The organism is Photobacterium kasasachensis (genome assembly GCF_050336885.1).
Taxonomy (GTDB): domain Bacteria; phylum Pseudomonadota; class Gammaproteobacteria; order Enterobacterales; family Vibrionaceae; genus Photobacterium; species Photobacterium kasasachensis.
In genome coordinates this window covers 71,326-83,110 of record NZ_JAKJSH010000015.1, presented here as the reverse complement: position 1 = coordinate 83,110, position 11,785 = coordinate 71,326, and the positions used below count along the sequence as shown (strand labels likewise).

Annotated in this window: 8 protein-coding genes and 1 tRNA gene; 6 read left to right on the top strand and 3 right to left on the bottom strand. The window is 49.6% G+C overall.

Annotated features, from left to right (window positions below; all coding sequences use genetic code 11):
* Positions 1-35 precede the first annotated feature (35 nt).
* On the top strand, positions 36-659 hold the full coding sequence (plsY, locus tag L4D19_RS20390; RefSeq protein WP_075763568.1) for a glycerol-3-phosphate 1-O-acyltransferase PlsY: 624 nt from the start codon (positions 36-38) through the stop codon (positions 657-659).
* A gap of 45 nt (positions 660-704) precedes the next feature.
* On the opposite strand, the gene tsaD is transcribed toward plsY, so the two are convergent.
* Positions 705-1,724: a tRNA (adenosine(37)-N6)-threonylcarbamoyltransferase complex transferase subunit TsaD gene (gene tsaD, locus L4D19_RS20385; RefSeq protein ID WP_239410465.1), complete on the bottom strand. Its 1,020-nt coding sequence runs from the start codon at positions 1,722-1,724 to the stop codon at positions 705-707.
* Positions 1,725-1,906: 182 nt separating this feature from the next.
* Here tsaD and rpsU point away from each other — a divergent pair, with 182 nt between their 5' ends.
* From rpsU to L4D19_RS20360, 5 genes are all read left to right on the top strand, one after another.
* The gene (gene rpsU, locus L4D19_RS20380) at positions 1,907-2,122 is read left to right on the top strand and encodes a 30S ribosomal protein S21 (protein ID WP_005301411.1); all 216 of its coding nucleotides are present in this window, start codon (positions 1,907-1,909) and stop codon (positions 2,120-2,122) included.
* A gap of 27 nt (positions 2,123-2,149) precedes the next feature.
* Positions 2,150-2,593, top strand: coding sequence for a GatB/YqeY domain-containing protein (locus tag L4D19_RS20375; protein WP_160651942.1), 444 nt, complete (start codon positions 2,150-2,152; stop codon positions 2,591-2,593).
* 117 nt (positions 2,594-2,710) lie between these two features.
* The gene (dnaG, locus tag L4D19_RS20370) at positions 2,711-4,465 is read left to right on the top strand and encodes a DNA primase (RefSeq protein ID WP_428454024.1); all 1,755 of its coding nucleotides are present in this window, start codon (positions 2,711-2,713) and stop codon (positions 4,463-4,465) included.
* 92 nt (positions 4,466-4,557) lie between these two features.
* Positions 4,558-6,402, top strand: coding sequence for an RNA polymerase sigma factor RpoD (gene rpoD, locus L4D19_RS20365; RefSeq protein WP_428454023.1), 1,845 nt, complete (start codon positions 4,558-4,560; stop codon positions 6,400-6,402).
* Positions 6,403-6,603: 201 nt separating this feature from the next.
* Positions 6,604-6,679: transfer RNA gene (locus L4D19_RS20360), tRNA-Ile, on the top strand.
* Positions 6,680-6,756: 77 nt separating this feature from the next.
* Here the strand turns inward: L4D19_RS20360 and L4D19_RS20355 are convergent.
* Together L4D19_RS20355 and L4D19_RS20350 are read right to left on the bottom strand one after the other, a co-directional pair.
* Entirely contained in the window at positions 6,757-7,614 is an 858-nt protein-coding gene (locus L4D19_RS20355; protein ID WP_428454022.1) for a DUF2608 domain-containing protein, read from the bottom strand.
* Positions 7,615-7,929: 315 nt separating this feature from the next.
* Positions 7,930-11,271, bottom strand: a complete 3,342-nt coding sequence (locus tag L4D19_RS20350; RefSeq protein WP_428454021.1) for a prealbumin-like fold domain-containing protein — start codon at positions 11,269-11,271, stop codon at positions 7,930-7,932.
* Positions 11,272-11,785: the final 514 nt, after the last annotated feature.

Genomic DNA, 11,785 nt, shown 5'->3' with positions numbered 1-11,785 from the left:
CAGCAATACTTTGTCACCAGCAACTGGAATTTTGCATGACACCACTCGCGCTTCTGATCATTATTGCCGCCTATCTGCTTGGTTCCATATCAAGCGCCGTACTGATCTGCCGGTTGTACGGCCTGCCGGATCCCCGGGACAGTGGCTCCGGCAATCCGGGAGCCACCAATGTCCTGCGCCTTGGCGGACGCGGCGCAGCCGCCATGGTACTGGTCTGCGACATCCTCAAGGGCATGTTGCCGGTCTGGCTAAGCTACTGGATTGGTATCAACCCGTTCCTGCTCGGTATCATTGGCATCGCCGCCTGCCTCGGCCATATCTATCCGATCTTCTTCCACTTCCGTGGCGGCAAAGGCGTCGCTACAGCCCTGGGAGCTCTGGCACCGATAGGCTGGGATCTGAGCGGGATGCTGATTGGGACCTGGTTGCTGACCGTGTTGATTTCGGGCTACTCGTCACTCGGCTCGCTGATCACGGCACTGGCCGCACCCATGCTTACCTGGTTGGTCAAACCTGAATACACCATGCCGGTATCCATGCTCTCTTGCCTGATAGTCCTTCGCCATCACGACAATGTACGTCGCCTGCTGGAAGGAAAAGAAGGGAAAATCTGGAATAAATTCAGCCGCAACTCCAAGCATTCGGGTAACAACTCGTAGCGCTGCTCTCCGATACTTGATATTGCGGCCGATAAACTTACACGCTTACTCGCTGATCGGTTGTAGCTGATCGATAGGCCAACGAGGATGCGCCTTAACGCTCAAATCCATGGTTTCATGGTTTTTCAGGCGCTGCATTCCTGCGTACGCAATCATCGCCCCGTTATCGGTACAGAACTCAGTGCGCGGATAGAAAACTTCCCCTTTCATCCCGGTCATCAGCTTTTCCAGCTCCAGGCGCAGGTATTTATTGGCACTCACACCACCGGCAATCACCAGGCGCTTGAACCCCGTTTGCTTGAGGGCACGCTTGCATTTTATCGCCAGCGTATCTACTACCGCTTCCTGAAACGCGAATGCAATATCGGCACGTGTCTGCTCGTCGTCTTCATTGGCCCGGATCGTATTCGCCGCGAACGTCTTCAGCCCCGAGAAGCTGAAATCCAGTCCCGGGCGGTCAGTCATCGGACGCGGGAACTTGAAACGCCCCGGGGTACCTTTTTCAGCCAAACGCGACAGCAGCGGGCCACCCGGATAGTCCAGCCCCATCAGCTTGGCCGTTTTATCGAACGCCTCACCGGCGGCATCGTCAATCGACTCACCCAGGATCTGGTACTCACCGATACCTTTTACTTCAACCATCATGGTATGACCGCCGGATACCAGCAGGGCCACAAACGGGAATTCAGGCGGATTATCTTCCAGCATCGGCGCCAGCAGGTGGCCTTCCATATGGTGAACCGCTACCGCGGGCAAATCCCATGCGTACGCCAAGCTGCGGCCGATTGTCGCACCGACCAGCAGGGCACCGACCAGGCCCGGGCCTGCAGTATAGGCAACCCCGTCAAGATCGTCCGGAGTCAATCCGGCATCAGCCAATGCTGCCTTGATCAGGGGAATGGTCTTCTTTACATGGTCACGTGAAGCCAGCTCAGGTACCACACCACCGTAGTCCGCGTGTAGTTTTACCTGGCTGTAAAGTTCATGTGCCAAAAGGCCTTTTTCATCATCGAAAATTGCAACGCCTGTTTCGTCACAGGAGGTTTCGATGCCCAGTATACGCATAACAACCTCTATACTTATGGTAATTGGGGGCAATACTACCGTCCTTGACAGAAATTAACCAGTTCAGGGTTGCAGAATGCTTTACAAATGCCCCCAGATCAGATTAGAATTTCGCACCATTTTTAATCAGCTGACACTTTTGAACGTCAGCGTTAACCGAATCACTCTGAGGTGAGTATTACATGCCAGTAATCAAAGTACGTGAAAACGAACCGTTTGACGTAGCACTACGTCGTTTCAAGCGCTCTTGCGAAAAAGCAGGTATCCTTTCTGAAGTACGTCGTCGTGAACACTTCGAAAAGCCTACTACTGTACGTAAGCGTGCGAAAGCAGCGGCAGTTAAGCGTCACCTGAAGAAATTGGCTCGCGAAAACGCGCGTCGCGTTCGTCTGTACTAATCGACCGATTAACAGAAGGAACGTGTTATGACTCTGACTGAACGTCTTAAAGACGAACAAAAGGCGGCGATGAAGGCGAAGGACAAACCTCGTCTTGGAACCATCCGTCTTGCTCTTGCTGCTATTAAACAGCGTGAAGTTGACGAAAAGATCACTCTTTCCGATGACGACGTGCTGGCAGTACTGACCAAGATGGTCAAGCAACGCCGCGACTCTGTAGCTCAATACGAAGCTGCAAGTCGACAGGATCTTGCCGATGTAGAGCTTGCTGAAATTAAGGTGCTGGAAGAGTTTATGCCACAACCACTGAGCGACGACGAAGTTGCCGCTCTGCTGGATGAGGCAATTGCTGCGACCGGTGCTGCCAGCATGCAAGACATGGGCAAACTGATGGGTGTGCTAAAGCCTAAAGTTCAGGGTCGTGCCGATATGGGTAAAGTTAGCCAGTTAGTGAAAGCGAAGCTTAGCTAAAACTAACCCAATTCTGCAACAAGCCGTGCTATCCATCCAGGAATGCGCGGCTTGTTTGTATTTTAGCGTCAATAAATTACAATTTTACTCCCGAACTCTTCAGGTAATGCTCTCTTTATGGCAGGAAAAATCCCTCGTACTTTTATCGATGATCTCATTGCACGACATGACATCGTGGATATTGTTGATGCCCGGGTAAAACTGAAGAAGCAAGGCAAGAACTTCGGTGCTTGCTGTCCTTTCCATAATGAGAAGACCCCGTCTTTTTCCGTCAGCCAGGAAAAACAGTTCTACCACTGCTTTGGCTGCGGTGCCCATGGTAACGTGCTTGACTTTGTCATGGAGTTTGACCGCCTTGAATTTGTCGAGGCCATTGACGAGCTCGCCTCTCAGCTTGGGTTGGAAGTTCCCCGCGAACAAGGCAGCGGCGGCGGTGCCTCGGCCCCGCGTAGCAAGGAAAAGCTCGGCCTGTACGAAATGATGGGGCAGATCTCCCAGTTCTATCAGTCACAACTGCGTACCCAGGAAGGCCAAGTTGCCATTGACTACCTCAAAGACCGCGGCCTGTCAGGGGAAGTGGTCAAAAAATTCGGTATCGGTTTTGTTCCTGATCAGTGGGATATGGTCCGTACCCGTTTTGGCCGGGATGCTGAATCGCAAAAATCACTTGTTACAGCAGGCATGCTGATCGAAAACGATAATGGTCGTCGCTATGACCGTTTCCGTGGCCGAGTGATGTTTCCGATTCATGATCGCCGCGGCCGGGTGATCGGCTTTGGCGGCCGGGTACTGGGTGACGGCACGCCCAAATACCTCAACTCGCCAGAGACCCCGATCTTCCACAAAGGACGCGAGCTCTATGGCCTGTATGAAGTCCTGCAGGCCCACCGTGAACCTGAAAGGCTTTTGGTTGTCGAAGGCTATATGGATGTGGTCGCCCTGGCCCAGTTTGACGTTGACTATGCCGTCGCCTCGCTAGGCACCTCTACCACAGGCGATCATATTCAGATGATGTTCCGCCAGACCGGTACCGTCGTCTGTTGCTACGATGGCGACCGGGCCGGACGAGATGCAGCCTGGCGTGCCATGGAGCAGGCGTTGCCCTACCTCACCGATGGCCGCCAGCTGAAATTCATGTTCCTGCCCGACGGCGAGGATCCGGATACCTATATCCGCCAGTTCGGCAAAGAAGGCTTTGAACGCCAGGTCGACGAGGCCATGTCACTGTCGGAGTTCATGTTCAATTCACTGGTTGCCCAGGTTGACATGAGCAGCAAGGAAGGCAAGGCAAAACTGAAAACGCTGGCCAAGCCGCTGTTGGAAAAAGTAGCCGGTGAAACCCTGCGAGAATACCTGCTAAATGCACTAGGCTATAATTTAGGGTTACCACCCGATCAGATCAGGCTAGAGCTAAAGCGGGATGACACGCAACGGCCACGACAGCCCCAGCAAAACATCAAGCGAACGCCGATGCGTGACGTTATTGCCCTGTTGGTCCAAAACCCGCGTTTTGTCAGCAGCCTCGAATTTGATATGGCGGCGTTTGAAGATATTTCGGTCCCTGGGCTAAATTTATTGATATCAGTAGTTGATAAATGCCGATCGAACCCCAATATCACTACAGGCCAGCTACTAGAGTACTGGCGTGGCAGCAAAAACGAGAACATGATGGCGCGTCTTGCCGCCTGGGAGCTGCCCCTCGCTAAAGACGAGGACAACACTCTAGATGTATTTATGGACGCAATGGACAAAGTTTTAGGCCAGTGCGTCAAACAACAAATTGAAAAGTTGCAGGCTAAATCGAATACCGTCGGCTTATCAGTCGAAGAGAAGCGGGAGTTGCAGTTATTATTACTCAACCGTCCCGGCTAGTAAGTGGTCAACAATTAAGAAGTTTGTTATAATTATTGGTTTGCATTTTTGCATACTACATTTTCACTCAGACCCGAAGTTGGATATCGTCTATGGAGCAAAATCCGCAGTCTCAGCTTAAGTTACTTGTCGCTAAAGGCAAAGAACAAGGCTATCTGACCTACGCCGAAGTAAATGATCACCTACCGGAAGACATTGTCGATTCCGATCAGGTTGAAGACATTATTCAGATGATCAATGACATGGGTATCAAGGTGGTTGAAACAGCCCCTGATGCCGATGAGTTGATGATGACTGAAGATAATGCGGACGAAGACGCGATTGAAGCCGCCGCTCAAGCCCTATCTAGCGTGGAAAGCGAGATCGGCCGTACTACCGATCCGGTACGCATGTACATGCGTGAAATGGGTACCGTAGAGCTACTGACCCGTGAAGGCGAAATTGACATCGCCAAGCGCATTGAAGATGGTATTAACCAGGTTCAGTGCTCAGTTGCCGAATACCCGACAGCTATTGCGCACCTGCTTGAGCAGTTCGACAAAGTTGAAGCCGATGAGCTTCGTCTTACCGACATTATTTCCGGTTTTGTTGATCCGAACGAAGAGGAAACAACAGCACCGACAGCAACCCATATCGGCTCCGAGCTGAGCGAGTCTGATCTTGAAGATGAAGACAAAGATCTTGAAGACGGCGACGACAGCGACGATGAAGACGAAGAAGACGTTGGTATTGATCCGGAACTAGCCCGTGAGAAGTTCATGGAACTTCGTGATTCTTACGAGAAGATGGCTATCGCAATCAATACACACGGTCGTCATGATGCGAAAACCGAAGTGGCTGTCGAAGAGCTTTCTGACATCTTCAAACAGTTCCGTCTGATCCCGAAACAATTTGACCGCCTGGTCAGCTCACTGCGTGAATCAATGGATAAAGTGCGTACTAACGAACGCATTATCATGCGCATGTGTGTCGATAACAGCAAGATGCCGAAGAAAACCTTCGTTAGCTTGTTTGCAGGCAACGAGTCTTCTAGCGAGTGGATCGACGAAGCACTGAATTCCGGCAAGCCGTATGCCGAGCGCCTGAAGAACTACGAAGAAGATCTTCGTCGCTCTGCGCTGAAGCTGCGTATTCTTGAAGAAGAAACCGGTCTTTCTATCGAACGTATCAAAGATATCAGCCGTCGTATGTCTATCGGTGAAGCCAAAGCTCGCCGTGCCAAGAAAGAGATGGTTGAAGCAAACCTGCGTCTGGTTATTTCTATCGCCAAGAAATACACCAACCGTGGACTGCAGTTCCTGGATCTGATCCAGGAAGGTAACATCGGCCTGATGAAAGCCGTTGATAAGTTTGAATACCGCCGTGGTTACAAGTTCTCGACTTACGCAACATGGTGGATCCGTCAGGCAATCACCCGTTCTATCGCTGACCAGGCACGTACCATTCGTATCCCTGTTCACATGATCGAGACCATCAACAAACTGAACCGTATCTCTCGCCAGATGCTTCAGGAGATGGGCCGGGAGCCATTGCCGGAAGAACTGGCTGAGCGCATGCAAATGCCGGAAGACAAGATCCGCAAAGTCCTGAAGATTGCCAAAGAGCCAATCTCAATGGAAACCCCTATCGGTGACGATGAAGATTCGCATCTAGGTGATTTCATTGAAGATACCACGCTTCAGCTACCAATGGATGCCGCGACAGCAACCAACCTGCGTGGCGCAACCAATGACGTCCTTGCCGGCCTGACACCGCGTGAGGCGAAGGTATTGCGTATGCGCTTTGGTATCGATATGAACACTGACCATACCCTGGAAGAGGTTGGTAAACAGTTCGACGTTACCCGTGAGCGTATCCGTCAGATCGAAGCCAAGGCACTGCGTAAACTCCGTCACCCAAGCCGCTCAGACGTTCTGCGCAGCTTCCTTGACGAGTAATTGCCAGGCCCAAGCCGATAACAACCCAAAAGCGAGCCGAACGGCTCGCTTTTTTGTCTCTGCGATTTGGGTTGAAGATCAACACCTTATACTGGCCACCCAACGCGAGTGTTTTTCCTTTAACTGCTTAAAAAGCAAACAAAACACCCTATTTATTCGCTAGACAAGCGACAGACCATCCCATATAATTTCCCGCACACTGGCCCCTTAGCTCAGTGGTTAGAGCAGGCGACTCATAATCGCTTGGTCCGCAGTTCAAGTCTGCGAGGGGCCACCAAATTGAAGAAAGGCTGATAGGGAAACCTATCAGCCTTTTCTGTTTCTGGGCATTCTATTGCGTTATTCGTCCCGTCATTAACGTCCTAGACACGTATCTCCGATACGTGCTGGTGCAACCTTATCCAGAATCTGATTCAGCTCTTTCCAGTCGCTAGCCATTTTGCTCGCCTGAGCCTGAGTGAGCACCGAGCCGTATTTCTCCACGCGATCATCTTCGACCTTAGTGTAGTGGAAAATAGTCATATCAACGGATGCATCATCCTTGTAGGCTTTTTCCATATTCACTACATTCTTCTTGCTATCGTCGACAAATACGACCTGACTGAATTTCTGGTCGGTCTTATCAAGCACATACTTCAGCATGGTGCCCTTGTTCATACCGGTCGTCATCATGATACCGTTAATGTAGCTTAACGCTCGCTTAGGGTTATCGATATACACCGGGATATCATCAGAGCCCTTTTCTTTGAGCGGAGATATTGTCATGTCAAACTGATTTCGATACATCTCTCGCTCAGTTGCATAGCGATAGTTCGGCGAACGCGACGTCAGTGCCATTACCGTTACCCCGCTGTCCTGCCAGCCTCGAACTGTTGCCGGAACATTATCTTCAATCATTTTCATCGGAACCAACTCATACAGCAGGCCGATAGAGTCCTGAAATAAGCAATCAACCTTAGCGCCATCTGCCGGTTTCACATCCAACTTTCCACGCTGCCACTGGTACCAAATGTCACCGCCAAGATCAGAGGTCGTTGTCAGCAGGGTATTATCGATATCAATCACCACCAAAGGATTTTCGGCCTTGGCAGTCAACGCACTCACTTTGTCCGCAACGTCTTGAAACTTATCTGTCTCTTTTACAACAACGTCAGCAAAGGTGTTGGCAGCAAAAAGAAGAGTACACAGAGATGCTATTGTTCTTATTTTCATGGAATTCCCTTAACTTCAATCCATATGAATAAATGGGTTAATGATCAGAATACAGCTGACATAACAGAGAAACTGTTATGTTATAACATTTAAGCGAGCGGTAAGTATTTCTGATACAAAGAGAAATAAAACAGAGACAGATCACATTCAAATAAGAAGCTAACGCAACATACCACGATGAATTTCCATTAAATCACACGCAAACGATAAACCAACAAATTCCTTTAATACCAAAGTAGTACTGCATTATACCGGGGGATAAAAAAGGCCCAGCGACAGCTGAGCCCTTTAGCTAGATATTAACTTCAAGGATTACTATCGACATAATTTATGCTGGTGATAGCGCTCCAGTTTTTTCGCCCATTTACCGGCTTTTGTCGAATTCCAGCTCTCAGGATGTGTACCAACATCAGAATATCCACCTTTTTTCAGCATCGATTGAGCACGTTTCATTGCTTTTTTTGCACTCTCACAAAGCTTATAGCCCAGTTCATGGTTCAGCTTGGCATACAGAAGCTGAGCTGCCAGATGATCCGCGCTTCCCTTCGTCGAGTAGTGTTCCAAGAGACGCGAGAGCTTGTCACAACTGTCAACCTGGTAATGCCCAATCGTATAGCTTGAGTACTCCATCATCTCATGAGTCACATACTTGCCATTAATTGGCTTGTCATAGCAGACCTTGGGTTCAGGCTTGGGATCATGAGGTTTTGGCTCCGGTTTCTCATCATATTGTAAGTTATCTACCTTGAACGAAAGTGTCTCGCCCGGTTTCACCACGAAATTGACACAATAGATTTTCGAGTCAAAGTAGCCTTTTTCCTGCTCGATTCCATTCGGGCTGAATACCTTGCTGACTCCAGTTTTGTCATTGACCGGTGAGTTTGTCGCCTTCTCTTCCTGTTTTAGCGTCTTATCTTTATAACCGTCACCATTACTATCAATCATCCAGAACGGCTGCCAACCGTAGGGAATATCAACTTCACAAAGCGTATACTCTTCGCCGGGAGTCAGCTTGACACCGTCAAAATCAAGCAGGGCCGGTGGAGTTTCATCAGCAACATTCACCCCGGGACCGGTCAGCAAGAAGCGCCAGACATCATCAGTTACATAACCGTTGGTCAGCTTATATATCTCGACCATGCCGTTTTGGCGATTGGTATAGGTACACTCGACGGTTTCACCAGGATCCAGCACAATAGTGGCTTTTCGGGTATTGCTATTAGCCGTTGAATTATTGACTGACTCAGTACAGGTCAAATCCGTTAATGCAAACTCAGGTGCCGGATTATCCTCCGTGACGGTATAGCTACCGGGAACAACATCTTCAAATACCTGGCTCTGACCGTGATCCAATGTAAAGGAAGTGCCGTTCGAACCAATATTATGAGTAAAGCCAAAGCCCTCCCCGTACTTAGGCTCCGTCAGCTTCTTGATAATGATGGTGCCAAGCTTCTGGTTGGTAAATGAACATTGCTTAACCGTCCCGGCATCACCAGGCAGAGTCACGGTAAATGTGCAGCCACTGCTTGCGGTTTGCATCCAGCCCTCTTGCTGAGTTTCGGTAACGGTATACTCACCTTCTTCCAGCTCAAAATCGGAGGATTCATTTTGGAAGATTTCGAATGTATTCGGATCCGAATCACTGGTAGTCAGCACGATACCATTTTCACCGGTATTCGGACCAACCAAAGTCATAACCCAGTCGTCCTCTTCACCAGCAGGCAAAGTCACCTTGTTTACGGCTGCAAGTACTGGGCCTTCCGGATCCGGGTCAACAAAAACAAACTCCAACGAGTCGGAGCAGTCGGCAATGACAGGCTCGGCAGGCAGGGTCAGATCAATGTTCTTGATGGTGTCACCCACCAGATTTCCACAACTGGTGACTGTCACCGTATAATTATCCGGTACGAGATCCTCAGCTATTTCGGTTATAGGATTGGAGGCACTGCTAAAGGCGTAGTTCAGGGTACCCACTACCACGTTGCTACTGTTTTTAACTTCAACACTACAGTCTACAGTATCGGGGTTGACCAGAGTTGGTACTGTCAGCTTAACGCTCAAATCAACCAACGCAGAGCTGGTCACCGCTATGGACACCGGCACGGCCGAAGTTCCGCTAGAAGATGTCGAGTCATCGGATGCGGTAAGCAGCGCCCAATCTGATAAAGCCCCGGTTGTCGCTGTCGCCACGGCCGCCGAGATGGTTTTATTGAACTCGACAAAGCCGACATCACAGCCTGACTGCTCGGTACACTCTGTAAACGACTGCTCATCAGAAGTCCATACCAAGTTAGAATCAGCCGGTGTCAAGGGATCTCCCAGGCTATAGCTACCGCTGAATGTTCCCGTAGCACTGCCTGCCGATGTACTGGTAACGGCATAACTCAGACCGTTGCCCACAATAGTTTCTGTATCTGTAACGACTGCCGTCGTGTTCTCCGTCGAGCCCGGTTGTATGCCACTGTCGAGTACAAAGGTCACTTCCGGCTTTTGCGAAAAAGCAATCCCGGTCGCTGCATCTTTGAAGGTTGCCACCGCGGTATCGCTTAAGTCACTGACATCTGCCGGGGCGTTAAAGCTATGCGTCTGCACCAACACCTCGGTGCCGGCCGGTACGCTGATGTTTGTTACCGAGTCGACATGAAGCGGTCCGATAGGATCTCCGCCACCACTGCCGTCAGGATCGCCAAAAATAGTATCCGTGACATCCACCGTCATATCTCGTGACGCCGGATTCGAGGCAAAAATATTGGTCACCACCAAAACTGTACCGGCCTCACTCGGGATCACTTTCCACTCGACCCGAATTTTAACATCTCCGGTATTGGCCACAGTCTCATCACAGGTATTACCCAAGTCAACTGTCGCAGGCAGCGCCTGCTTGGTAACATTCCAGACCACACCACCTCCCTGAGTGGCGGTCATATCCTTACGCACCCCGGCAGCTTCAATGTCTTTGACCGGGATTGGCACGGTCCGCTTGCCAACTTGGAAGTTCTCAGATTCAAACATATAGGCCTGAAGTGACGAGCCGCTGAACTGGCTTGCCCCAATCGCGAGGCGGTTAGCCCAGTCAATCACACAGGTCGTATCGGGATCTTGGGTAATGGTCAGCTGACGGTAGATAACATCCTGGATCCCACCGGTGATCGTTCCCGATGTATCAATAGCCTGAGCCCCCACCACCACACTACAGCTCGAGTGCGAAAAAAGATTCAAGGTGTCGGGGCTCTTGATAACCTGAACATCAAAAATTTGATCATAGCCTTCAATGCCGCTAGCCAGTGCATTATCAGCAGCAATGAGCACATCGTATGTAACAGAACCAGTACTGTTACCATTTTTCGTAGTCAGTCGGTGCGGTACCAGATCAAGCTCATGCCAACCTTTACCCAGGTTACCGGTTGTATAGGGAGTATCATTGCCTCCCAGAGACCCCGGGTCCTGACAGGTAAAATTACCATCTGGTACATTCGGCAAGGTATTACTACCGGCAATCAGCGTCGGATTGCCATCATTACGACAGCCCTCTAACGTGAACTGCACTGTATTTGGCGGAGGGGTAAAAGCAGCTAGTGACGTGCCTATTGCCATGCAGTACAGCAATGTTCCACCTAGCGTTTGTCTTATCCCCCTACGGATAAAATCTGACTTCATTATAATTATCTCCTCGTTGTTTATCGCTCAGCTTGCATTTAGCCGCACCAACAACGCCGCCAATCTTCCTTCAATCAACGCATGGACAGGCAACCGCAAACTCATTATCAAAGTAGCCAAGAAGAAAGGGGGAAAAGAAACTATTGGTGAGAGAATAAAGGTTGTGAGTCAGGACATTAACTACAATACAGCTGCTTAGTTGTAAGAATAGGCATCTCAGGCAAGCAGAACATACCCCGAAAGAATTACCAATACCTTTTGGCACCAGCTCACTCGGAAACATAATGTTTACATAAAAAGACAATCAAGAGCCTGTAATTTATTTCACGCTTAGAAATAAATCAACTATTGATACACAACAAAAAAAATCTGTGAAATAAGTAGATAATCTCACCCTCAATAAAATCATTGATGAAAAGTTTGCGCATCATCACAAGGTGATAAAAGAATCGAGCTGTGCTATAATACTGAGCTTGTTTGTTAGCCAATTTTATGGCTGCTCGACACACTTTCG

What these genes read in the sequence shown, in the direction of transcription:
- plsY (WP_075763568.1), top strand. Translation starts at nt 36, where the DNA reads ATGACACCACTCGCGCTTCTGATCATTATTGCCGCCTATCTGCTTGGT.
- tsaD (WP_239410465.1), bottom strand. Translation starts at nt 1,724, where the DNA reads ATGCGTATACTGGGCATCGAAACCTCCTGTGACGAAACAGGCGTTGCA.
- rpsU (WP_005301411.1), top strand. Translation starts at nt 1,907, where the DNA reads ATGCCAGTAATCAAAGTACGTGAAAACGAACCGTTTGACGTAGCACTA.
- L4D19_RS20375 (WP_160651942.1), top strand. Translation starts at nt 2,150, where the DNA reads ATGACTCTGACTGAACGTCTTAAAGACGAACAAAAGGCGGCGATGAAG.
- dnaG (WP_428454024.1), top strand. Translation starts at nt 2,711, where the DNA reads ATGGCAGGAAAAATCCCTCGTACTTTTATCGATGATCTCATTGCACGA.
- rpoD (WP_428454023.1), top strand. Translation starts at nt 4,558, where the DNA reads ATGGAGCAAAATCCGCAGTCTCAGCTTAAGTTACTTGTCGCTAAAGGC.
- L4D19_RS20355 (WP_428454022.1), bottom strand. Translation starts at nt 7,614, where the DNA reads ATGAAAATAAGAACAATAGCATCTCTGTGTACTCTTCTTTTTGCTGCC.
- L4D19_RS20350 (WP_428454021.1), bottom strand. Translation starts at nt 11,271, where the DNA reads ATGAAGTCAGATTTTATCCGTAGGGGGATAAGACAAACGCTAGGTGGA.